The sequence below is a fragment of the Alkalinema sp. FACHB-956 genome (assembly GCF_014697025.1).
Taxonomy (GTDB): Bacteria; Cyanobacteriota; Cyanobacteriia; order Leptolyngbyales; family Leptolyngbyaceae; genus Alkalinema.
This window is the reverse complement of record NZ_JACJRC010000012.1, coordinates 135,738-159,072: the sequence shown is the minus strand read 5'-3', so window position 1 is coordinate 159,072 and position 23,335 is coordinate 135,738. Positions and strand designations below refer to the sequence as shown.

Sequence of the window (23,335 nt, the reverse complement as noted above, 5' to 3'; positions counted from 1 at the left end):
AACTTTGACGAAATTGGCTCAGTTGTTCGAAGATCATAAGGTCAATGCAATACATCATCATTGACCTTACGGCAGCCCCGGTGTTTTAGGACTGCCCTTTTCTCATTTTGTTAGTCCAAACTCCAGTAAATGGTGCGTTCCCTTACTGCTTTAGGGTGAGGCTGAGGGAACCTTACGGCGACTAGGATTTGTTAGTAATCGTGACCTGCCAGCATTGTATGCAGCGTGTGAAGTCTTTCTGATGCCTTCGTTGTACGAGGGATTTGGGATGCCCATTTTGGAGGCTCAGATGTGTGGTGCGGCAGTGGTGCATGGCCATCATCCCTCAATGGTGGAAGCAGGGGGGGAACTTGGTTTGAGCGTAGCTCCTGATCAAAAGAGTCTAGAAGGGGTACTGGCCCAACTTGCAAATTCTACAGCTCCGCTTTCTTGTCGTCTTCCTACTGATCCATTGATCCAGAACCAGGACCAAGGGCTAGCTATCCTCGAGCAAGCCCTTGGTCTATCTCCACTTTAGTGGGCGAATATGATGCTTGATCCACATGTACAGAGGATAACAGGGATCATTTTAAGAATGAGTAGTATCCCATCTTACGCATAAGTTGCTTAAGTTTCTGATTGCGCTGGTACTGAGCATGCCTAAGCTGTACAAAGGGAATAGTTTGACTAGGCACATCTAGACGGTAGGGGCGATCGATCCACCCTTGACGATGCGCATCAATAATCCACCACTTGGCAATCCCACCACCGTGGAAACATTTCATCTGATCCCAGTTCTGTAGCCGCAGCAACTGTCTCCCCGGTACACCACATTTGAGTAGTAATCGCTTCCACTGGCGATGTTGCCAGCAATGCCAATGTTGGGGATTCAGGTACCCCCCCCCCATTCGCATCGCAAGGGCAGCCCAGACGATTGCTTCGACATGGGCAATGCGAGGCAAAGATTGTCCACCCAGTTGACCAATTAACCAATCGAGCCACGCCAAGTCTAGCTTATTTTTCACTTGAGCTACGCCAATGTCAACATGGTGTGCCAGGGGAATTGATGCCTGCATAGCTGTTTGTACAATTTCTGGCGGAAATAGACAACTGGGGGGCTGCCACATTAGCAGTAGTTGTAGATTGGGGGTTGGTTCAAAGGTAAAGGAATTAGGAAAATAGAGATCGGGATCGAGAATTATCATCTCTTCATCCGGTGCGCTAAAGAGGAGTGGGTCGGTGATTTTACGCCAACAGGGATGACCATTCCGAAATGCTTGAAGATAGGGATAGTCCCTAAATAGTTCTTTGGCTCGTTCGTCAGCAGCTACCTTGTCAAAAACCCGCCAGGGATGATTAAACGGATTATTGAGTTGGGCCACTGCGTTGAAAATTTGTTCTTGATCAGTAAAGTCATCCGTAATCAGGGTTAAATTTAGAGGCTCGATCGCATGTTGAAATAAGCTTTCGATCGCTTTTTCAGCATAGGGCAACGATCGAGCAGAAAGAACCGAAAAAACTTGCCGCATTGAATGAACTCCTTTGTCTTGCACGTTATGACTCTCTGAAGCCACTAATCAAGTCACTAATCTTACAAAATAATCAAAAATACTCTTCTCTAATCATCGATGCCTGTGAGCTGATATCCAGCCTTAGAAAGATTGACATCAAACCTCATATTGACAGTGACTAAAAAGTATAGCTTTATCTTGAGAAAGTATAGCTTTATCTTGAGTCTCAGCTGAAAATGTTGAGTGTCAAGCTAAAATTTGACCTATGAAGTTCGTCCTCAGTCAATTGATTACACAACCTAGCTGATCTCTGCAATTGCTGGTGTCTACATATTTTCAAAGATTTTCAAAAAACGATGGAAAAAAATTGGTAGGGTGGGGACTCTTAAACTTACTTGATATTTTGTCATTTCCTCACAAAATTCATCTAATCTTCCATCCTATTTTTGATAAAATTAGCTCACAAAGCCCTATTCGACTGTTCACCCACTTTCTAGATCTCTAAGTCTAGATCTCTAAGTCTAGATCTCTAAGCGGACTAGAATAGACAGAGTCGCTATCAATCCGAAATATCAAGCTTCAAAGTCAAGGTTACTTGAAGGGCAGTAGCTTCTAATTGAAAGTTTATAAAATCATTCAAGATGTGTTTGATGGATTAAGTTTCCCGCAATTGGAGATTGGTGTTTGAATGGCTGTTGTTTCTTTACATTTTGATAACTCATGCATCTCCCTAGCGTTTTAGATACATCGGATCGACAAACTTCATACCCCGTTTCCCAATCCCGCCACGATCGTTTTCTTAGCAATCGGCATTTTGGTTCATTGGATGGGGTTCGTTGTTTCTGTATTGTGGCAGTGCTGTGGCATCATTCCCAGCCTAATAATCTTCCCCTCCTATTGACTCGAGGGTTTTTAGGGGTTGACATGTTTTTTGTGCTAAGTGGCTTTTTAATTGTTACGTTACTGCTGCGCGAAAAATCCAAAACTCAAACTGTCGCATTGCAAAAATTTTATAGTCGAAGATTTTTGCGAATTTTTCCTGCCTACTATGGCCTTCTCCTGTGTTTGACAATTCTGTATAGTACTCTACGAATTGGGACAGAGAGTAGCCTCCTCTTCTTTGGAACTTTGCCTTGGAACCTTGCATTTCTTTCAAATTGTGTATTGGTACAAGCTAATGGTCTTGGTTCAATGTGGTCATTAGCTATAGAACAACAGTTTTATCTGATTTGGCCAGTATTTGAAAAGTATCTGAAGCCTCGCTTGATCTATGGCATTTTGGGAGTTGGGGTTGTAATTAACCAAGTTATCAATATGGGTGTGGCTAATGGGGCTTTTAATAAACCCCATTGGTTTCCGGATGCAACGTTTACGCCTATTTGTTTAGGAATTTGTCTGGCTCATGCCTTCCATCATGCTTCTAGCTTTAATAAATTATTGCCGCTGATGGGTTGGCGACACGCTCCACTGATGTGGTTAGGCTTATTGTTGGTCACCCTCTATATATCCCCTAGTGATATTTTTGGTTGGCCACGCTTGTCTATCCAAGTTTTGATGCTGCTGTTGCTGGGCAGTTTAGTTATGAGGGAAGACCATTGTCTAAAATCTCTACTCAGCTATCCACCTGTGGTTAGGGTTGGACAAATCAGCTATGGAATATATCTCTATCATCTCTGGATCTTTTCAATTGTTGGGGCTATTGTACAAGTAGCTCAGAGTTACATGCAGATAACTTTACCACTACCACTTTTTATCACAGGCTCTCTGGCTTCGATTGCGATCTCTGAGCTAAGTTATCGTTTCTACGAAATGCCTTTTCTGAATCTCAAGAAAAAGTTTAGTTGGTAGCTGTGGTGTTTGATGAACTGTTCTCCTGCTTGACTTCAATATCTTTATCCGTACTTCCACCTTCAGTGATGGAACTCTTGATAAATTGACAGGATTCTTTCAATGACCATTTTACTTAGCCAACGAGATTGTAGCCGTCTGTTAGTTGTGATTGTCAACTATCGCACACCGGAGTTAACGATCGATAGTCTACGATCGCTACAGCCGGAAATCGAGGCAGTTCCTGGTGCCCATGTTGTGGTAACGGATAATGATTCCCAGGACGGCTCCGTAGACAAAATTGCAGCAGCGATCGCTGAATATCAATGGGCCAGTTGGGTTTCCCTGATGCCTCTCGATCGCAATGGAGGGTTTGCCTTTGGTAATAATGCAGCCATTCGAGTTGCCTTAGCAGCTCCGCGTCCTCCGCAGTACATTTGGCTATTAAATCCAGATACGATCGTCCATCCAAACGGCTTAACCGCCTTGATTAACTTTATGGATCGGCATCCCACGGTAGGACTAGCGGGAAGTCGCTTGGAAAATCTAGATGGCACGCCTCAACATTCTGCCTTTCGTTTTCCCAGCCTGTGGAGTGAACTGGATTATGGCTTGCATTTAGGGTTTGTGACACGACTTTTGAAAGCTTGGGAAGTTGCGCCGCCGATCGTGACAGAAACCTGTCCAACCGATTGGTTGTCTGGGGCAAGTATCTTAGTGCGGCGTGAAGTCTTTGAAACCGCAGGTTTACTCGATGAAAAGTACTTCATGTACTTCGAAGAAGTCGATTTCTGTCGTCAAGCCCAAACGCAAGGCTGGTCTTGCTGGTATGTTCCCCAAAGTCGGGTGATTCACCTTGTGGGGCAAAGCTCTGGCATGGTGGCAACCAAACCGACCAAACGTCGTCCCCAGTACTGGTTTAATTCCCGTCGTCGTTACTTTCTAAAAAACCATGGTTGGCTATACGCAGCAGCCACGGATGCCTTGTGGATGGGAGCATACTTAATTCGCCGTTTGAAGGATGCAATGAAGGGAGCACCCAATAACGAACCCCCACATTTGTTCTTAGACTTTTGGAGTAATAGTGTCTTTTTAAAAGGCTCAGGAAGTTAGAACTTTGGGGATCTTAGGCAAGCGTAGTGCGAAGGTTGGCTACAATTGGCTACTAATTGGTATGACTAGGTCATATCCCTTAGTAGCTCCTGACCTTTCGGGAAAAAAGATGTCGGAGCAATGGACATAAGTTGTGCAGCCAATGTGTCAATGTAATGCTCCATAGTGTGTTGTTGAAGCAGCTTTACTCTTCGTTGCCGCGCCAGCTCCTGTTCGTGATCCAAATTGCTTAAAACCCTTAAAATAGCTTGCTGCATCCCCATAACATCACCTGGATCGACCACGCAAACGGGGGCAATTTGTTGGAGATAGCCTGATAAGCCTTGGGTATGAGTAATGATCAAAGGTTTAGCACAGGCGATTGCTTCCAGGATGGCCGTCAAGCCTGCGCAGAATTTATTTTCCACCAAACTGACAATGACTAAATCGGCATTCCAATAAAGCTGTCGTAACTCCGGCCATGGATAAAATTTTCGGCTCATGTTAGCAGGCATAACTTTGGGAAATGCGCGGGCCAACACTTTGGCATCACGGGAAAACCCACTAATGCGCACATCAACAGGTAAATCCTGGGTGGCTTGGGCGATCGTTCGATAATCCCGATTTTCTAACCCCACACTGGCAATGACAGGCTTAGCTGTCTGACAATTGGGTTTTCCAGGAACGAAGAATTGCGTATCAATATGCTCAGTTAACAGGAAAATTTTTGAAGTGGGAATCCCTAGACGCTGCTGAAGAAAACGAGCTTGGGCTGGGGCATTCGTAATGAATAAATCAACTCGATGGCCAAGATCAAAAAGCTTGGCGGAGAGAAACCCCCGAGGTCGATCGAGATTGTGAATGAACATCGCAATTTTAGGTCGATCAGCACGGTTCCCACAGCAGGCCGAGATCGGAATCCCAATGTCTTCCCCAGTACAAAAGATGACATCTTCCGAGGTTAATGTATTGGCCAAACGACGCGCCAACGACCAGCTTTGCGGCGTACCTGCAACTTTTGACCACAGTTTATCTGAGAGTCCAATTGATTTATGGTTGGGATGATGCACAACCGCATCTAATTTGTCACATAAAACACCCATAGCATGGCGCGGGCCTTGTTCGGTCGCTGCTTCCTGGGCAATAGTTGCGAAATCGATCGATCGGCTAAGGGCAATGTGATAATTCAACGGGAATCTCCCAAATATTCAGAGGCTAAAAGAGTCAGATTGCACCTTGCACAATTAGACCCTGTCGGAGGACATGGTAGCCACAAGACGAGGTGTGGCTTGTGGAAGTTCAATGGTCTGCTGATAAATCTCAATCATGCGATCGACTTTCCGCTCCCAATCAAACTGCTGTTCTGCCCGTTGCCGAGCCGCTTGACCCATGTGCGATCGTAGTTCAGAAGATTGCGCTAAGTGCAGCATAGCTTCGGTTAACCCTTGCACAAAGCCCCCAGGCGAAGTGGGCTCCACCAAAATGCCACAGTCGGGGGTGAGATAATCCATCGGCCCGCCCCAAGCTGTTGCAATGACGGGCAACCCGATCGCCATAGCCTCCAAAACAACCGCTCCACCGCATTCCAGCAAGCTTGGCAAAACAAATACATCCGCCTGTTGCAGTCGTGCGGCACAGGCTGGCTGCGATAACCAACCTTGGAAAATGACCTGATCCCGTAAGCCAAAAGCTTGGGCTTGGGCCTCCAAGCTTTCCCGAATTGCACCATCGCCAATAATTTCCAGAGTAGCTCCGGTCGCATCAGCAACGGGGCGAAAGGCTGCCAACAGCAAATCAAGACCTTTCCAATCAATTAAACGGCCAACATAGACGAATCTGGGAACGGATGATTGCGGGGGACTGGCCTGCTCTGTAGCGGGCCAAATGGTGAGATCAACCCCATTTTCCACCAGTTCCAGAACTTTGCCTTGGATACCCTGGGGTAACGATCTGCGGGTGCGATCGTTGGCAACAAGGACAACTTTCGCCCGTAGTCGCCCAGGAATTAGCCAATTGGCTACAGTAGAAGCCCAACGTCCAACGGTTAAAAATGCATCTACCACTCGGCTTTGACGATCTCGAAAGGCTGGGGGATAATTCATTCCCCCATTCAACGGCCCCATAACTACCGGCGCACCGACGTTGTACATCAAGGACGGCAACTTTGGAGATACAGAAATCGGTTCATGGACGATATCAATTTGGTGCTGGTGAACCAAGTGACGAACTACTCGGCGTTGCAAAGCTTGGGTCTGGAGGTGCATGAGCAATCCTGTAGTGGCTTCTCCAATGCGCCGCGGCAAAAACTGACTCAGGCGAAATAGCAACAAATGCACCCACGTATCCGGCACAAAATATGTTCGATCGTGGGCATCCGGAAACAACTGTTCGATTTCTAACCGCGTCCGTTCATGCACCACTAACCAAACGTCAATATTCCGTTGACGCAAGAGACGGAAATAATGGAGCGGCAAAAATGCCTCTCCACCAAACTTTGCCGAGGCATGTTCAGCCACAATAATGACGCGCATAGGATCACTCACACTGTAGATGCTGTTGATTACACCGGAAAACTATTCGATGGGATCCGGATTATGGGTGTGGGGATTAGGGACGGAACCATTGAGGTTTAAAGGGGGATCGATAAAGCTTCAGTTTCTGTAAGAGGAGAAGTCCCAAAAATGGCAAATCATCAATCAAATAGCGTTTCCATAACCGCCTCGGTTCCGAGATCAGTCGATAGAGCCATTCCAGCCCAACTTCACTGATCCACTCGGGCGATCGGGGTTTGGCACCCGCTACGAAATCGATCGCACCTCCCAGTCCCAGAAAAATATCAATGTTCGGCAGTTGATCCCGATACTTAACAATCCAAAATTCCTGCTTAGGAGCCCCAACACCCACCACCAATACATTGGCCTGGGATTGATTGATCCGGTCAACAATTTCTAAACACTCCGCTTCATTTTGTTCAAATCCGAAGGAAGGGGTATGAGCTGCAACCACAATAGAACGTCTGGCTTTTTGGTTGAGCTTCTGCTGAGCACCCTGGGCAACACCTTTACCGCCCCCTAAAAGGAAGATTTTAATTTCTTCATTGTCCCGATGATATCGGCAAAAAATCGGGAGCAGATCTGACCCAGAAATCTTCTCTTGAATAGGAGTGCCTAGAAACTTTGAAGCATAGATCAAAATTTGGCTATCACAAATCCTGTAATCCGCCAACTGATAAGTTCTAAAAAATTCTGGATCTCGCTGTAACTTCATAATGTGATCAACATTGGGGGTGAAAACAACCCCACACTGAAGCTGCTTCAGGAAATCATCAAAGGTCAAATTGTGGATATTGACATTGAGAATAGTCACATGACTGTGGGTAGTAGATGCCTGACTATCCTGAATTTCAAGAGAATTATCGAGTTCGGCACTGTGCTGTTTAGCCAGTGCTGAGCTTGGTCTAGATGACTGCAACATTCGAGATCTGATACTTCTATTGGGTCTCTGGTTGGAGGAAACTGGCATGCGTTTGAAGTCTTTCAGCATCTTATTGTTAGACCTCTGTTTACGGTTTCTTAAACCTTTGGATGGTGTTTTCCCTGATGATATTTAGTTTATTTTGCAATCTTCTAATAACAATCTTGAAACTGTTTAGTGCGCTTGATAATTGATTTCATGAAATTGATTTCATCAGCATACCGCAGAAGTTTTAAGAGACATCAATACGCACTAAAAATATAACCAGCGAAAGAATTATAGAAACCATGAGACTGATTCTTGAACAATTTAAAAAGCAGTTTGACTGTATCAGCCAAAAAAGAAGCAATCCAGCAAAATCCTGCTTAACTATAGTTTTTTGGGCTTACAACCAAGAACGCTTTATAGTTAAATAATTGACCAACCCATTATATTTCATCTATTAAATAGTTAAGCATCAAATTTATCTATAAGAGTAGCCCATCTTTTATCCAACTAAAGAAGGATTGGAGCGGCAGTCAATCTGTCGTAAGATTGAGATCAAAATGAAGTAAGGCAGTAATTGAATCATCACTTAAATCATGGTAAGAATTTCTTTAGAAGATTAGTTAATGGTGGGACGGAGTCTGATCAAGCACAAGTTTAAATGTCGAAGGGGCCAACTTTTAGATCCGAATTAGCCAATCTGAATGATGACAGAAATACACATTCCATTAAGTCCATTGCTACGTCTTCCTATCACTAATTCATTAAAAGTTTCCATACAATGACAATCGAGTCTATAAGAATTTTGAAAAAATATAAATCAACGACTGGGGATCAGGGTGAATTAAGGAAGATGTATCCCAGCATGACGCAGATGGGACCCGTGAGTAAAACAATACTGACATGAATACTGATATGAATGGTGAGCCCCCAACGACCCTGGACCCATCAAATCCCCGCAGCCGTACTCTATTTCTATTTCTGCACCTATGCTAGGAGCCTGTCCAACACAGGAACATGTCCAACAATTGCTGTTGGACATGCAAAGCTCGAATAGATTTAGTGGCAAAATCTAGTGGCAAAATTTAGTGGCAAAAGTTTTTTAAACAACTGGAGGCCGCACCATTCCTCTCTTGCCTTGAGTCCCATCAGCCAGCTCAAACTCTTATAAAATGGCACAGCATTGGTCAAGTTTGGTCAAGTTACGTCTAAAAGAAAATGTCACGCCATCCAACAACCGATCGACGAACTAGACCGGGGGCAGCATCCTTAATTTTGCTCGAGGATACTCCTTAGATCGAGGAACTGAAGCGATCGGGGGACTGAAGGGACTACAGGGTCAGGATTCGATCCTGGAAGACAACACCCTAGCTAGCGAAGAACGGAGAAAAGTAGAACGGGTGGAAAAACGAGCCATCGGAACTCATCAGGTACAAAATTGACAGGAGTAGCAGGATCACGAACAACTTAATCAGAACATAGGTAATGAGATTATCTGATTTCCATAGATTTTGCATCACACGCCACCTCCATTGAAGTACCAAACGAGGCACACACTGATCAGGAACAGAATTTGAACAATGATATAAAGAAAACCACTGGTGGAATAGAATGGCATACTAACTGACCTCCTTATCTCACCTCCATCATCCTGAAGGGAGGAGCCGAGTTACCGTGCAAACAGACAATCCCAGAGACAACCTCCCTCTCAACCCAACCCTGCTACCAGCCCCCGTACGTGTTCACTAAATCTGGCAGACTGGTTTGGGCAGTCCCCTTGGCTAGCCAAGCTTTCATTTGAGGGGAGTTGACCACCTGAGCTAGCTGAGTTTGTAGATCTGCCCCTTCCAGAACTTCCGACTTGAGTAGAGTTTCTGCCATTGTCTCCAGCAATCCCCGGTTGGTTGCCAAAACGGTTTTAGCGACCCCATGGGCACCTTCAATGAGTAACTTCACCTCCGTATCGATCGCTTCTGCTACTCGATCGCTCACAGTCCGTCGAGGAGTCGGATATCCTTCTAGAAAGCTCTGTTGACTCCGGTCAAAGGCGATCGGCCCAAGTTTGGCACTCATGCCATACAGCGTCACAAAGCGTTCCGCTAAATCCGTGGCTTTTTGGATATCGTCACTGGCTCCTGTAGAGACCGTTCCAAAAATCAACTCTTCCGCCGTTCGCCCAGCCAACAGCATCGCCAGTTGACCCCGGATTTCCGATTCGGTCATTAAAAACCGATCTTCCTCCGGCATCTGTAGTGTATACCCTAACGCTCCCAGCCCACGCGGAATGATAGAAATCTTCTCAACTTTACCGGCATGGGGAATAACTGCACCAATTAGGGCATGGCCTACCTCATGGTAAGCGACCGTCCGTTTTTCCATCTCATTCAGCACCCGCGATCGCTTCTGCAGACCTGCTACCACCCGTTCGATCGCTTCATTAAAATCCGCCATGGTTACCGCCGATCGCTCCAGCCGCGCCGCCAACAGGGCTGCTTCATTGACCAAATTTGCCAGATCTGCCCCCGCAAAGCCAGAAGTCCGGGCTGCAATCATACTTAGACTCACATCATCTGCCAGCTTGACACTCTTTGCGTGGAGACACAAAATCGCTTCCCGCCCCAATTTATCTGGTCGATCGACCAGAATTTGCCGATCGAACCGTCCTGGACGGCGCAAGGCCGGATCAAGCACCTCGGGACGATTGGTTGCAGCCAGCAGAATCACCCCGGTATTCGGGTCAAACCCATCCATTTCCGATAATAATTGGTTCAAGGTTTGTTCCCGTTCATCATTCCCCCCCAGCATCGGGCCGCCAGTGGCGCGGGATTTGCCCAGCGCATCCAACTCATCAATAAACACAATGCAGGGCGCTTGATTTTTTGCCTGGTCAAACAGATCCCGCACCCGCGCAGCCCCCACCCCGACAAACAATTCAATAAATTCGGAACCGGAAATACTGAAAAACGGAACCCCCGCTTCTCCCGCGATCGCTTTGGCCAGTAGCGTCTTGCCCGTTCCCGGTGGGCCAATTAGCAGAACACCCTTCGGAATTTTGGCCCCCAAGCGAGCGTACTTTTCAGCATTTTTCAAAAAATCAACAATCTCTTGTAATTCAACCTTCGCTTCATCCACTCCGGCCACATCGTCAAAGGTTACACCCGTGTTTCCCTCTGCATAGATTCTGGCATTACTTTTACCCACCGTTAACGCACTTCCTCCCAAGTCTCCCCGGCCCATAAACCAACTCCAGAGGGAGAAAAAGAGGAGGGGCGGTAAAATCCAACCCAGCAATGTAAAAATCCAGTTCAGTTCACTGCTAGAGAGGGCAGAAAATTCGACCTGATGATCTCGCAAAATTTTAGGAAGTTCGAGATCATTCACCACAGGTGTAGTGATTAATTTAGCTGCATTCTCCTGCGATCCTTTCAGGGTGTAGATGATTCGATCGCTACCCACTTCCGCCTTCGCCACCTGTCCGGCTTGTACCTGTTGAATAAACTCACTGTAGGGCTTACGGACATAGGGCGGTTGTCGGAACAGTAAGGAGTTAATGAGCAGCAGCAAACTTAACCACAACAACAGACTGCCACCAATTTGTTTAGGTTTAGGGAGTTGAGATGGGCGATCGCCTTGGGTATTGACAGGCATAGAGACACTCCTTCAACGCGATCGAGATCGATACTTGCACCCTACTCCACAAAGTTGAGAAACTTGTGAAGTCAGCCATTCCCCGGTAATGATCTCTCAGATGATTACCGTAAGGCAAAATGCTATTCAGTGAATTGGATAATTATCCTCTAAAAATGAAACAATTATTTAACTTTACGGGCAAATTAGTCACCTTATTCATCGCTCCTTGAACAGTGATTTAGCAAGGCTCCCAGCAGATTTATTACAGATTCAAATCAGCAAAAAATCATTTTTTATTTAGGAAAAATTGATAAAAGACACAGAATCCCAGAAATAGGATTTATGGTGTAAAAAGCAAGGTGCAAGATGGGATTTACACGGCTGGGACGATTGATTACCTTCCAAAGATTTTTTTAGGGGAAGCATTATTGATTACATATTATTTTAACTAGTCGTTTGACTAGCTGTTTGTAGTCATTTGACTGTTGTTTGAATAGCCATTTGCAAACAATGGCTTAGGAATCTAACGAATATTTTTACTAGGGAAATTGTCCAATCTCAATCCAGACAATGGATGAAGCTAGATGCACTGGAAGTAGAGTCCCTGACAGCATAAGAAGCATAAGGATTTCGTGTTTGACCACTCGATAACAACGAAGAGGAGTTGGGTTATGACTACGCCACATCCTAATCAAAGATATCACCCCCGGTGCAACCATCAGTAGGTATTCTACTGCAAGCTATCGAGCAATAAATCTGAAGAGATTCAAGATGGTATTGAATATAGTCCTGGCCTACATCAATGTTTAATTGATTGAGCTAGCTAACTTATTTTCAGGACATAAATTAGTCATTTTTGGAGAAAGAATCATGACTGAGCAAAGACTGGAAAATATAAACTTAAACTCACTTACTTCAGCTAAAAATTTTTTTCCATCTCCCACTGCTTGGGAAGATCAAGTTTTTTACTTTCTCCTCGTCGATCGCTTTTCCAATGGCAATGAGAAGGGATACAAAGATAACACTGGAAATATCGTCGGGAATGGAACAACGCCGTTAGGCTCTCTCGCCGATCGGGGAAATGCAATAACCAACGAAACAGCAGCTAGTCACTGGCGAGAAGCCGGAACTAAGTATGTCGGGGGAACACTCAAGGGACTCGCTAGTAAAATTGGTTATTTGCAGCGGTTAGGGGTAACAGCACTCTGGATTAGCCCAATTTTCAAACAAGTGCGATTTCAGGAAACCTATCACGGCTACGGCATCCAGAATTTTCTGGAGGTCGAACCCCACTTTGGCACTCGTGAAGATTTGCAAGAAGTGGTACAACTGGCCCATGCCCACGGCATTTATGTGATTCTGGATATTATTTTGAATCATGCGGGCAATGTTTTTTCCTACGCGGTCGATCGCGATCGACCCTGGACAGGAGGAACTTATCCGATCGATGGCTTTAATGACAACCAGGGCAATCCCACGATTCCCTTTGCCAAGGCCGATCCCCAACATCTGCCAGACACTGATGGAGCCATATGGCCTGTTGAATTTCAAGATCCTGATGCCTTTACCCGCAAGGGCTATATCAAAAATTGGGATTACGATCCCGAATTCCGCGAGGGTGATTTTGGTGACCTGAAGGATGTTCACCACGGCTACGGTTCTGCGGATGAGTACCAAGTCTCCAAAGCATTGCAGAATCTCTGTAAGGCTTATCAGTATTGGATTGCGAATGCAGATATTGATGGCTTTCGAATCGATACAGTAAAGCATATGGACATTGGCGCAACCCGTTACTTTGTCTCGATGATTCGTGAGTTTGCCCAAGGTATCGGCAAGGAAAACTTTTTCTTGCTGGGCGAAATCACGGGCGGTCGTCAGCGTGCCTATGAGACCTTGGAGTTAACGGGATTGAGTGCGGCGCTGGGGATTGATGACATCCCCGATAAGTTGGAATACCTGGTCAAGGGCTATCGCAATCCCAATGACTATTTCAGTCTGTTCCGCAACTCTGATTTGGTCAACAAAGGATCTCATATCTGGTTCCGCAATAAGGTCGTGACTTCGTTTGATGATCACGATCAGGTACGCAAGGGCAATCATAAAGCTCGCTTCTGTGCCGATGCCAATGCCTCAAAGGTCGTACTCAATGTATTGGCACTGAATGCGATGACGCTGGGGATTCCCTGCATCTATTACGGCAGTGAGCAATGCTTTGATGGCGAGGGTGGCAGCGATCGTTACATTCGAGAATCCATGTTTGGTGGAGAGTTTGGTGCATTTAGAAGTCGGGGGGTACATTTCTTTAACGAAGACAATCCGGTTTATCAGGAGCTTGCTAAGGTGCTCGACATTCGCCGGAAAAATATGGTTCTACGGCGGGGTCGGCAATACCTACGACCCATTTCAGCCGCCAATGATGGGGTGCGCTTCAGCTTTCCACAAATGGTCGGCAACCAAATGAGATCGGTGGTGCCCTGGTCACGGATTTTTAACGGTAAGGAGATGTTGCTGGCGATTAACACGGATTATGACCAGCCTAGAACAGCTTGGGTAACGATAGACAATGAACTGCACCAGACAGGGGATGGGTTGAAGTGCATTTACTCGACGAATGCGTCACAGATGGGTGAGTTGGTGACCGTGGAAGCGCGGAATGGAAAAGCGATATTGGTTACCGTTCCTGCCGCAGGGTTTGTCATTTTTGAGTAATTTTAAGGAGAGTAAGAGTACAGTATGACAACGTCAGTAGAAAAGCCTCTGGAACGGGGCATTAAAGTGGATACGGCAGCTTTGGCAGCAGCTCCCACGGTGGAGTTATTTGGGCATGTCACGTTGGTGGAGGGCTATGCTCTGTCTGCCTATACGGGATGTCATGCCCTAGTGGCGCTGCGAGATACACCGGGCAAGACGGTGGCTATGATGACTGCTGAACCGAGGTTGCAGAGTTTGTTAGAAACGGCATTAGCAACGGGCAACCTGATGGCATTTTGGGGACAGAAGCTCTCCCATCCGCCAACGCCGAGGGGTGGCACCTGGGTGGTAGAGGTTTACAGCATGGATGGGGTGATTCTCTACGGCATGAAGTAGCTGAATTGAGGGTTTAGAAGGAAGAACTTTCTGAGTAGTTTAGGGAGGAAAGCTTGTAACTCAATCTGTAACTTAAAACAGGAAAAATTGTTCCCCTGGTCGATTAAAGCACTTTTTAGGATGAAATCTTTTCCTGGGGAGCCTGCCTGCCTGAAAATATACACCTTCTGGAGAACAGTATTATGTCCACAAATCTTATTCTTTACTACAACAGTGATACGGGTGCTGGTGCTGTTGGTCTACTTGATAGCCAAGGCAATCACGCTACCTTAAAAGACTATGGTGATTTTACGACTGGCTGGAGCCATGTAGTCCAAGCATCGAATGGAATTTTGTTTTATAACACGAATACAGGGGCGGGGGTCATTGGCAAAGTGGATGCCGCAGGTAATTTCTCCACTGTCAAGGCATACAGCGATTTTGCGAAGAATTGGAGTCATATTGTCAACTTACCCCACGATTATATTTTGTTCTATAACACCAATACAGGTGCCGCTAATGCTGTCAAAGTAGATGCCGCAGGTAAGCTCTCTGCGGGCAAAGTGTACAACAACTTTTCGACTGGTTGGAGCCACATTGTCAACACATCCAATGGCATTTTTTTCTATAACACCAACACAGGTGCGGGTGCTACTGGAAGACTGGATGCCACAGGTAATTTCTCTACGGTCAAAGTGTACAACAACTTTTCGACTGGTTGGAGCCACATTGTCAACACATCCAATGGCATTTTTTTCTATAACATTGATACAGGTGCGGGGGCTGTTGGTGCCATTGATACCTCAGGTGGTCTCTCTACGAGCAAAGTTTACAACAATTTTTCGACTGGTTGGAGCCACATTGTCAACACATCCAATGGCATTTTGTTTTATAACAGCACTACAGGTGCGGGGGCTGTTGGTACCATGGATGCCGCACATAATTTCTTCACGCTCAAAGGGTATGGTGTTGGATCATTTAGTACCTGGACTAATATTGCAAGTGAATCAGCAGGACAGCAATATAGCCGTCCTCGCGTCTTGCCGGGAACTGTACAGTGGTCTTTGACTAGACTCTCGGCAGGCAAGGTAGATTTCAATGGAGGAGGAATCCTTGCCAAAAGCGATGGTACATGGCAATTTTGGGGTTCACTTTACGATAATAGTACTTTGTACGGAGACAAATGGGCACTCGGATTTGTTTTCGATAGTACAGGGCATGGGGCTATTGCAAGAGGAGAGCTTGGCGCTCAACTTACTGGTGGGGCTAGAAATGGAACCTTCGACATCAGTGGACAAGACCCGTGGATTTCAGCCAATTGGGAATCAGTTGCATTGAGTACTGTATATACTACTCTGCATGTCCAGGACGATTGGGGTGGTCTCATAGAAACTGTTGCCGGGTTTCTGAGTAAGTATGGTCCTCAATTTGTTGCACTGGTGGGATCTATACTGTAGATCTTTATTGACGTAAGACTTAGTCAGAGTGGAGCATTAGCAAGACGCGTTAGCCTCGTATAGCACAGGTCAACCTAGAAATTCTGGAAGCAAGCTGCCCAGGAGAGATCGCATCCATTCCACCATTTGATGAACAAGGCGCGATCGCTTTGCTCTCTATTGCATCTCTAGCGAAGAAGGACTGAGATCGTTGGCTATATCAGAAGCGTTGAATCCAGCGATTGCCCTCTCATCCATCCAGTTTTTCCAAGTTTCAGGGGAGGAATTATGTCTGACCTTAACGCCAACCCACCACCTCACGACATCGACAGTGCTACCTTTGCGATCAACGAATTTAACGCCCTCAACACCGAGATTGTAAAGCGTCTGGAAATCCAGTATCAATTTATTGCCCTTACTCTGATTGTAGCTGGTACATTTCTATCGTTAGGTTCACAAACCAACACCACCCCTATCGTTCTGCTAGTTTATCCCATCATTGCTCTATTCCTAGCAATCGGCTGGCAGCAAAACGCAATCGTCATCCGCCAACTGGGGTCATACATCCGCGATCGCATTGAGAGCAGAGTCGCAGGTGGTGGCTGGGAAAGTTACAGAAAAAGTATATCTCCGATTTACCAGAGGAATTTAACGACCCTGTTTACACGCGGTACCTTTATCGGTACACAACTGATTGCCATCATCATTGCCTTGCCCAGACTCAAATTTTCCGTGTTAGAAATCGTCATGCTAGCCATTGACTTAATTGGAGCCGTAATCACATTTGGGATGATCAGAAGACCTCCTTTTGTATTCCCCGAAGCACAGATCTTAAAAAGCTAGTAGTGATCGCCACGTCCACACCGTCATGAATAATCTTGCAAGCAAGCGATCTCCAAAATCAAACAGGATTGACTATGAGGAGCATCTTCGGTGAAAACTTAATTTTTTTCACAGATGCTATTTCTAAATCATACTACAAAGAGAAAACAATATGCTAAAACAAACTTTTACGATCGCAGCTTTAAGTACAGCTCTTGCAGGTAGTCTAGTCAGCGCTGCAAACGCCACACCTCAAAACTTTGTTGGTAATTGGATTAACGTCAATTCCAACACCAGTGGAATCACTCGATTTGTCATTACACAACAAGGTAAGGAACTTCGTATTCAAGTCTTTGGCAAGTGCCATCCAACAGACTGTGACTGGGGTTCAGCCTCCCTAGTGACCTATGGTAGAAATGTCCAAGATCCCAACCATACTGCGGCAACTGCCACCTATTCACCATCCTTTGCTAGAAATACATTGGTACTGAACTTACAGGGAGCCAGGGGCAGCCAAATTAACTTGCAAAACTTTACTCAATTCGTTGATAACAGCGGTCGTCAAAATTACTTCACCCAGGAAAGCTTCCGACAAGTTGCCCTCACCCCTCGCCTAGTTTTCAAGGGAACAGAAGCCTATACCGCTAATGGCAAGCAGTGGATCAGATACAAGCTGGCGATCGCCAACAAAGAAATCTTTCCAGCAGAACTCTTTGGACCTGCACCGGACTTGCCCCCCTGCGGCTCCAATACCCAAGCTTCTCGCACCTGGGTTGATATCTTCAACACCGCGAATAATCAACGAATCTACGGGTTCTGTGCCCTTTCCTCGCCGCAGGATCTGGATTCCCTCTGGTTTGCTGTAGAACGCGGCACTGCTCCTCCTCGACAGGTCTATGTAGTGCTGACCGATCGCAGAACAAATACAGCTTACCGTTCCAACTCAGTCACTTTACGCTAGTTCATTTCACACCTTTCCCGCTAAGTACACCGTATAAAAGTACATCAAACTAGAAGGCAATATGGGTAGTAATCGTATTGGACAATTGGCTTGGGCTGCTTTAGGGTTAATTGGTCTCATTTCGATCGTTGACATTGATGGGATCCCGATCGTCATCTGTCCTCAGTGTGGCAGATTTAACCCCTTACTGGGTGTCCTATTAGTCGCCTTGGCCGTCGCTGCCTTTGTCAGCAATCGTAAGGCAATCGCAGAAACAGGAACTATCGCAAAACCGGAATAACTAGAATCTGCCAACTACGATCGCTAGGAATTCTAGCGATCGTAGTCATCCATACAGTATTGAATTCTAGGCATTGGATTCTATGCAATCGAACCATTTTGTAGAAAACAGTTTGGGCAGCATTTACTTAACTATCCACAATTTAATCAGAGGTTTATTGCTATGAGTGAAATCATTAATGAACGCTGTACTATTTACGGATATCTCTACGGCGCAATTTGTCCCAATTTCTTGGTTTGGGATGCCATTGGTGGGGCTGAAATTTATGCTCGTACCTCAGAGCGCCAAGAGGCCATCACTGACAGTTTGGCACGCCCCAATCAAAGCAGCCTGAAAGCAGTGGTAGAAGAGATCGAAGAGGCTGGTTTACAGAACCTGATTGCACCCAGCAGTATCATGCGAGCGACCACCGACGATCGGGGGGCTTTTTGTCTTTTAAATCCCGATTATCAAGGGCAATTAATCGACCTATTTGCCTGCATTCATCGGATTCCGGCTCCCACCCTTGAGCAGGGCAGTGTTGAACTGGAACGTCCCCTGTGTCTATTCCTAGGAACGTATAAACCTTTCAAGTTCGGCGATCGTTGGTATTTGATCGCGGTCATTCCAGCAGGGATTTGGTGCCGCATCCGACGCAAAGCCGATCTCTGGGTAATTGTCGGTCGGGTGACCCCTTGTGATAAACCAACGGTGGGTCTTGGAGCCCTTACCGTAACCGCCAGGGATGTGGACATTGTTCAGCCTGACTTCCTGGGCACAGGGGTCACGAATGCGATGGGGGTATTCCGCATTGACTATCCGGGGGCTAACTTTCGGCAAGGTACTTGGATTGATGTGGAATTATTTGGTGGGCCGGATGTGTATTTCAAGATTGAAGATGCCGAGGGCCACGTTTTATTAGACGAACCCCCGATGCGAGGACGGGCCGCAGGTCGGGGGGATCGAGGCCCCTGCTTCTGCGTCAATCTTTGCGTAGAGGTTCCCATTCCGCAGGATCCCAGCATTCCCAGTGTATGGACTAAAGTTGGAACGCAGTTCACCATTCCAGATGCTGCTGTACTCAATGACTTTGATACCGATGGCTATGCGGGCACCGCTAAATATGCATTCCACGGCACGATTCGGCTGCTAGGAAGTGCACCTCGATTGACCAGTTCTGGGAATTCCGTGGAGTATCGCTTCTTAGTGAGTGATGTTACCACGCCCAACGGGACAGCCCCACCCGCAGATCCGAATTTTTCCCGCATTGTTGGAGTCGGAGCTAACGTGCCCCTCTTTGCGAGAACCCAGATCGGTCAAATGGTTCGCTATTCTCCCTACAGGATCGTAGACATCTATGCCGAGCAAGCCGATCTCGATAGCGAAGGTTGGCTGGATATTAACACCTCCATTACCCGCACCTTTGCTGCCGATCCGCTGCTTTCTCCAGCAGATATTCCAGACTTTGTCTGGGTCGATGGAGATGCGTTGATGGCCATTAATACGAATGCTCTCACAACGCAACCTAATGTGCCATCTGGGGTTGGCAATCCCGGCGAGGGGGTTCCCCCAGCAAATCGAATTGAGATCGAGCGAAAGGCGATTCGCTTTGAAATTCGCGAGGTCATTAACAAAGCTGCCAATTTGTTCAATCCAATGCCAGGGAGTGGTACTACCCTAAATACGATCGTGCTGAATAACAACGTCACCTACATGAAAGTAGCCATGACAGAACATCTGTCCAGTACAGCCTGTACCCCCCTTTCCGGCAGTCCCCACGTTGCTTTCACCGCCTATCATCCCCACATTGCCAATGTTAGCATCAACGTTCATAGCAACAATGGAGTCTACAATCAAAACTTAAATGATGCTGCTTCCAAACCTGCTACCAGTGATGCAGCTGTTCCACTCAGCGGTAACACCAACTCCTCTGGTGTGAACCACTTACACAATCCTGCGGTTGCGCTACCAGCTGGACTGATTAAATGTACCTACATCGTTACCCTAGAGGTATTGCGGCGGCTACATAATGGCGATACTGCTGTCACTCCCAATTGGGTGCAAACCTCATTCTATTACGAGCCATGATTGAGTCATGTGATTAGTTATGTAATTAGTTATGTAATTAGTCGATCGGTCAGGGGCTTCTACTATCCATGGAATAAACGAGGTCAAAATGATTACTTTTTCCATCGCAACCTACGAAGTTATGGCGTTTGCAGGTAAGAGTCAACCCGTTCGAGTCTATCTAACCGATGATAGTAATCGATATCGTGGATATATTGACTTCATTGAAGATTATTCTGGAACACAAAATTTCATTGTTTATCCCAATGGGATTATTAACGCATTCATGCCATTGGATAAATTACATCCCATGCTAGATCTTTTGAGAAATGAAAAACCCGTTTATTTCTCAGTGAACGAGCAATACAACTGGGCAGCCCTGAAGACAGGCTCAGAACCTACCGGAGAAGAGGAAACTTCATGAGAGCACTTCATGAGAGCACTTTACGAGAGGCACTTTACGAGAGAACTTCATCAGAAAACTGTATGAGAAAACTCCGTAATGACGATCGTTGTTCGTGAAACTACCGGAGAAAGCCTAGCTTTTCATTCTTGGTTCACAGAGACGATTCCCAGAACGCACATCATATTGATGCACACAAATTGTAGCGTAAACTTTTTCAAGGAGATTGTAGACCATGAGTTTAGCAAACTACGGCGTTTTAAAAGGTCGGGCGATCGAACGTAAAATTGATCCCGCTAGTGATCCCTCGCCCCACTATCAAGTCCTAATTGACGACGGCGAGAAGAAACATCGCATTGCCATTAACGTCAAATCCCAACAAAGTCCCTCAGATTTACTCTATTTCGTTAACGATCGCTTCCAGCATGGCATTTTGGATCAATTACCTAACCTCCGGCTGGGATTTCAAACCCTGGACTCCAAACCCGGTGGCCTTGCCCTGGACTTTATTCGCAGCAACCTGTTTCGCCGGGAGGAGATGAAGCTGCTTCCCCCCGATGTTCCTGGCCCAGATAACGACTTGAAAGAACTGATTGACTTGTATATTCAACGGGCCATTCAAGCTGAGGATGCTGTGGTCTATGCCTTTGGTGTCGCTTGGGGGCCAGAACCCTCTACGCCGGATAAATACTTCGGTTTCCGTCCCGGTAGCGGTATCCATGACATTCATATGAACCAAGGCAGTGTCGGCAAATTTCAGCAGGATAACGGCGTCTACCAAGATGGAGCCCTGCTGATTCATTACCCCTCACGCAGCCAATGGGTCGCTATTTTCCTAGCATTCCAGTCCCAGTGTTTCCACACCGACGATCGCACCGGCAACGCTATCAAAGAAGTCTGTGAACCTAAACCTGAACCACAACCCGAAGAAGTTGCCGTGAAAATTGTAGCTGCACTGGTTAATCCCTTGGGAGCCGATCCCGGCAAGGAATCGGTCACGCTCATGAATCTGTCCCCCAGTAAAGTCAATCTCAAAGATTGGGCCTTGGCAGATAAACAGAAACACAAGTATTCCCTACCGGATCTACCGATCGCCGCTGGAAGTGCCGTCACAGTTCCCTTAAGTGGCAAAGATGTGCAACTCTCCAACGATGGTGGCATTATCACTCTACTGAATGCCCAAGGCATCAAAATCCACGGCGTTTCTTACACCAAAGACCAAGTCCAAAAGCAAGGTTGGACGATCGTTTTCTAGGAATTGCGAACGATCGCGCTACAAAATTTAACGCCCCTATACGGTTGACGGACAGAACGATCGCCGCTACATTGCTATAGTTAAGCAGCAATCGGAGACACAACCCTTGCTGCTGATACGCCCAAAAAACTAGCGCGATCGCAATGAGATTAGGGCCTCAGAACGATCGCTAAGCCCCCAAGCTGATGATCCCAGCATGGTTGCCTGGATTGCATTTTAGCACCCCAAGCCGCCCTGTTTCGCCATGTCAGAAAACGGGGCGGCTAGCTTTTTGGGTTTTCCTCGTCCATTGATTTCACATTTGGAGGAAAACCTATGACTCGCTATACCAAGAAAATCAAGCTACAACTGAGTGGTGACGCCGATGCCGTCGATGCTGCAATTGGCATTTTGCACGTTATCAACTTCATCAGCGCCCACGAATGGAGTCAAACCGTCCGTAAACGGGGCGAACCCACCGTCGTGCGCGTGGCCGCTCGGGAGATTATGCTAGAAGGCTAATCTTCGATCTATAAATCTCGATCCCCCTGAATCCCCGCGCTGACGCGCCGCTGCGCTAGAAATAAGGGGGATTTAGAGGAAATTTGGTCAATTACTACTTTTTTATAGCGTAGCGCAGGGCCTCAGGGGGATCAGATCTGTAGCATTGACAAATCAACTTGGGATTAGACCGTGGTAAGAAATACACAATAAAATGAAAACACATTCACATTGCAGAGGTAGCTATGACGACGGATGTAATTCATGCTTCATCTAGCCAGACAACCCCGTTTCCCTACCCTGTATTGGTTGAACAACAGGCGGAGGAACACTGGATTGCCCAGGTGATTGGCTGGACGGAGTGTCGGGCAGAAGGAACCAGTCGGGAAGCCGCGATCGCTGCCTTACAGAAAAACTTGAGCGATCGCTTAGCCTCTGTGGAAGTTATTTATGTTAACCTGCCGATTCAGGTTGATCCAGAGACGGAGCATCCTTGGATGAAGTACGCGGGTATGTATGAAAATGATCCACTATTTGAGCAAGTGTTAACGGAAATCGATGCTTATCGGCGGGAATTAGATAGTTCCAGAGAGGAATTGATGTAAGACAACATGAATGGGTGAGGTTACGTAATGCTCTGGGTTTTAGATACGGATCATGTTTCTTTATTTCAGCGTAGAAATCCTTTAGTTGTGCAAAATGTTCAGAGGACGCGCCCCAATGAATTAGCAATTACTGTTGTGACCTATGAAGAACAACTTCGAGGATGGCTCAATTATATCCGTCGAGCTTCGGATCAGGCTCAGTTGATCGTGGGCTATCAAAAACTGAAGGAATCATTAAACTTTTTCTGTGATAAGCAGGTTTTGGAGTTTACAGAAGCTGTTGCTACAGAATATAGCTATCTCCAGCAACAGAAGCTGCGGATTGGCACGCAGGATTTACGAATTGCCGCGATCGTACTTTCAGTCGATGGTGTAATCGTCACGCGCAATCGTCGAGATTTTGGCCAAGTTCCAGGTTTACAAATTGAGGATTGGTCGTTGTGATCGCGCCTTCTGAAGTGTAGATTGCGATGTGTTGTATCA

Annotated in this window: 19 protein-coding genes and 1 pseudogene; 15 read left to right on the top strand and 5 right to left on the bottom strand. The window is 46.4% G+C overall.

Annotation, left to right across the window (positions count from 1 at the left end; all coding sequences use genetic code 11):
* Positions 1-184 precede the first annotated feature (184 nt).
* Positions 185-517: pseudogene (locus H6G21_RS26245) on the top strand (glycosyltransferase); the annotation flags it as partial.
* Between the two features lie 46 nt (positions 518-563).
* On the opposite strand, the gene H6G21_RS14540 reads toward H6G21_RS26245, so the two are convergent.
* The gene (locus H6G21_RS14540) at positions 564-1,508 is read right to left on the bottom strand and encodes a hypothetical protein (protein ID WP_190574149.1); all 945 of its coding nucleotides are present in this window, start codon (positions 1,506-1,508) and stop codon (positions 564-566) included.
* Between the two features lie 702 nt (positions 1,509-2,210).
* On the opposite strand from H6G21_RS14540, the gene H6G21_RS14535 reads away from it, so the two are divergent.
* The gene (locus H6G21_RS14535) at positions 2,211-3,338 is read left to right on the top strand and encodes an acyltransferase (protein ID WP_190574148.1); all 1,128 of its coding nucleotides are present in this window, start codon (positions 2,211-2,213) and stop codon (positions 3,336-3,338) included.
* A 102-nt stretch (positions 3,339-3,440) separates the two neighbouring features.
* Positions 3,441-4,430: a glycosyltransferase family 2 protein gene (locus H6G21_RS14530; protein ID WP_190574147.1), complete on the top strand. Its 990-nt coding sequence runs from the start codon at positions 3,441-3,443 to the stop codon at positions 4,428-4,430.
* A gap of 65 nt (positions 4,431-4,495) precedes the next feature.
* Here the strand turns inward: H6G21_RS14530 and H6G21_RS14525 are convergent, their stop codons facing one another.
* The 4 genes from H6G21_RS14525 to ftsH form a co-directional block, all read right to left on the bottom strand.
* The gene (locus H6G21_RS14525; protein WP_190574146.1) at positions 4,496-5,599 is read right to left on the bottom strand and encodes a glycosyltransferase family 4 protein; all 1,104 of its coding nucleotides are present in this window, start codon (positions 5,597-5,599) and stop codon (positions 4,496-4,498) included.
* A 54-nt stretch (positions 5,600-5,653) separates the two neighbouring features.
* Entirely contained in the window at positions 5,654-6,940 is a 1,287-nt protein-coding gene (locus H6G21_RS14520; RefSeq protein WP_190574145.1) for a glycosyltransferase family 4 protein, read from the bottom strand.
* A gap of 76 nt (positions 6,941-7,016) precedes the next feature.
* A complete protein-coding gene (locus H6G21_RS14515) occupies positions 7,017-7,883 on the bottom strand; it encodes a WecB/TagA/CpsF family glycosyltransferase (protein ID WP_190574144.1) in 867 nt (288 codons plus the stop codon).
* Positions 7,884-9,590: 1,707 nt separating this feature from the next.
* The gene (ftsH, locus tag H6G21_RS14510) at positions 9,591-11,516 is read right to left on the bottom strand and encodes an ATP-dependent zinc metalloprotease FtsH (RefSeq protein ID WP_190574143.1); all 1,926 of its coding nucleotides are present in this window, start codon (positions 11,514-11,516) and stop codon (positions 9,591-9,593) included.
* Between the two features lie 852 nt (positions 11,517-12,368).
* Here ftsH and H6G21_RS14505 point away from each other — a divergent pair.
* The 12 genes from H6G21_RS14505 (at position 12,369) to H6G21_RS14450 (ending at position 23,296) form a co-directional block, all read left to right on the top strand.
* Complete coding sequence (locus tag H6G21_RS14505; protein WP_190574142.1) at positions 12,369-14,207, top strand: alpha-amylase family glycosyl hydrolase; 1,839 nt, start codon at positions 12,369-12,371, stop codon at positions 14,205-14,207.
* A gap of 24 nt (positions 14,208-14,231) precedes the next feature.
* On the top strand, positions 14,232-14,585 hold the full coding sequence (locus tag H6G21_RS14500) for a hypothetical protein (RefSeq protein ID WP_190574141.1): 354 nt from the start codon (positions 14,232-14,234) through the stop codon (positions 14,583-14,585).
* A 182-nt stretch (positions 14,586-14,767) separates the two neighbouring features.
* Positions 14,768-16,021, top strand: a complete 1,254-nt coding sequence (locus tag H6G21_RS14495; RefSeq protein ID WP_190574140.1) for a hypothetical protein — start codon at positions 14,768-14,770, stop codon at positions 16,019-16,021.
* A gap of 267 nt (positions 16,022-16,288) precedes the next feature.
* Entirely contained in the window at positions 16,289-16,843 is a 555-nt protein-coding gene (locus tag H6G21_RS14490) for a hypothetical protein (protein ID WP_190574139.1), read from the top strand.
* Positions 16,844-16,994: 151 nt separating this feature from the next.
* Complete coding sequence (locus tag H6G21_RS14485; RefSeq protein ID WP_190574138.1) at positions 16,995-17,783, top strand: hypothetical protein; 789 nt, start codon at positions 16,995-16,997, stop codon at positions 17,781-17,783.
* A 61-nt stretch (positions 17,784-17,844) separates the two neighbouring features.
* Positions 17,845-18,063 (top strand): hypothetical protein, encoded by a 219-nt coding sequence (locus H6G21_RS14480; protein WP_190574137.1) that lies wholly within the window; start codon positions 17,845-17,847, stop codon positions 18,061-18,063.
* Between the two features lie 162 nt (positions 18,064-18,225).
* Entirely contained in the window at positions 18,226-20,130 is a 1,905-nt protein-coding gene (locus H6G21_RS14475; RefSeq protein ID WP_190574136.1) for a hypothetical protein, read from the top strand.
* 88 nt (positions 20,131-20,218) lie between these two features.
* A complete protein-coding gene (locus tag H6G21_RS14470; protein ID WP_190574135.1) occupies positions 20,219-20,533 on the top strand; it encodes a hypothetical protein in 315 nt (104 codons plus the stop codon).
* A gap of 214 nt (positions 20,534-20,747) precedes the next feature.
* Positions 20,748-21,767, top strand: coding sequence for a DUF2278 family protein (locus H6G21_RS14465; protein ID WP_190574134.1), 1,020 nt, complete (start codon positions 20,748-20,750; stop codon positions 21,765-21,767).
* 315 nt (positions 21,768-22,082) lie between these two features.
* Entirely contained in the window at positions 22,083-22,268 is a 186-nt protein-coding gene (locus tag H6G21_RS14460; RefSeq protein ID WP_190574133.1) for a hypothetical protein, read from the top strand.
* Between the two features lie 224 nt (positions 22,269-22,492).
* Positions 22,493-22,852 carry a type II toxin-antitoxin system HicB family antitoxin gene (locus H6G21_RS14455; protein ID WP_190574132.1) on the top strand — a complete coding sequence of 120 codons (360 nt, stop codon included), beginning with the start codon at positions 22,493-22,495 and terminating at the stop codon, positions 22,850-22,852.
* A gap of 87 nt (positions 22,853-22,939) precedes the next feature.
* Positions 22,940-23,296 carry a type II toxin-antitoxin system VapC family toxin gene (locus H6G21_RS14450; RefSeq protein WP_199307223.1) on the top strand — a complete coding sequence of 119 codons (357 nt, stop codon included), beginning with the start codon at positions 22,940-22,942 and terminating at the stop codon, positions 23,294-23,296.
* Positions 23,297-23,335 lie beyond the last annotated feature (39 nt).

What these genes read in the sequence shown, in the direction of transcription:
- H6G21_RS14540 (WP_190574149.1), bottom strand. Translation starts at nt 1,508, where the DNA reads ATGCGGCAAGTTTTTTCGGTTCTTTCTGCTCGATCGTTGCCCTATGCT.
- H6G21_RS14535 (WP_190574148.1), top strand. Translation starts at nt 2,211, where the DNA reads ATGCATCTCCCTAGCGTTTTAGATACATCGGATCGACAAACTTCATAC.
- H6G21_RS14530 (WP_190574147.1), top strand. Translation starts at nt 3,441, where the DNA reads ATGACCATTTTACTTAGCCAACGAGATTGTAGCCGTCTGTTAGTTGTG.
- H6G21_RS14520 (WP_190574145.1), bottom strand. Translation starts at nt 6,940, where the DNA reads ATGCGCGTCATTATTGTGGCTGAACATGCCTCGGCAAAGTTTGGTGGA.
- H6G21_RS14515 (WP_190574144.1), bottom strand. Translation starts at nt 7,883, where the DNA reads ATGTTGCAGTCATCTAGACCAAGCTCAGCACTGGCTAAACAGCACAGT.
- ftsH (WP_190574143.1), bottom strand. Translation starts at nt 11,516, where the DNA reads ATGCCTGTCAATACCCAAGGCGATCGCCCATCTCAACTCCCTAAACCT.
- H6G21_RS14505 (WP_190574142.1), top strand. Translation starts at nt 12,369, where the DNA reads ATGACTGAGCAAAGACTGGAAAATATAAACTTAAACTCACTTACTTCA.
- H6G21_RS14500 (WP_190574141.1), top strand. Translation starts at nt 14,232, where the DNA reads ATGACAACGTCAGTAGAAAAGCCTCTGGAACGGGGCATTAAAGTGGAT.
- H6G21_RS14495 (WP_190574140.1), top strand. Translation starts at nt 14,768, where the DNA reads ATGTCCACAAATCTTATTCTTTACTACAACAGTGATACGGGTGCTGGT.
- H6G21_RS14490 (WP_190574139.1), top strand. Translation starts at nt 16,289, where the DNA reads ATGTCTGACCTTAACGCCAACCCACCACCTCACGACATCGACAGTGCT.
- H6G21_RS14485 (WP_190574138.1), top strand. Translation starts at nt 16,995, where the DNA reads ATGCTAAAACAAACTTTTACGATCGCAGCTTTAAGTACAGCTCTTGCA.
- H6G21_RS14480 (WP_190574137.1), top strand. Translation starts at nt 17,845, where the DNA reads ATGGGTAGTAATCGTATTGGACAATTGGCTTGGGCTGCTTTAGGGTTA.
- H6G21_RS14475 (WP_190574136.1), top strand. Translation starts at nt 18,226, where the DNA reads ATGAGTGAAATCATTAATGAACGCTGTACTATTTACGGATATCTCTAC.
- H6G21_RS14470 (WP_190574135.1), top strand. Translation starts at nt 20,219, where the DNA reads ATGATTACTTTTTCCATCGCAACCTACGAAGTTATGGCGTTTGCAGGT.
- H6G21_RS14465 (WP_190574134.1), top strand. Translation starts at nt 20,748, where the DNA reads ATGAGTTTAGCAAACTACGGCGTTTTAAAAGGTCGGGCGATCGAACGT.
- H6G21_RS14460 (WP_190574133.1), top strand. Translation starts at nt 22,083, where the DNA reads ATGACTCGCTATACCAAGAAAATCAAGCTACAACTGAGTGGTGACGCC.
- H6G21_RS14455 (WP_190574132.1), top strand. Translation starts at nt 22,493, where the DNA reads ATGACGACGGATGTAATTCATGCTTCATCTAGCCAGACAACCCCGTTT.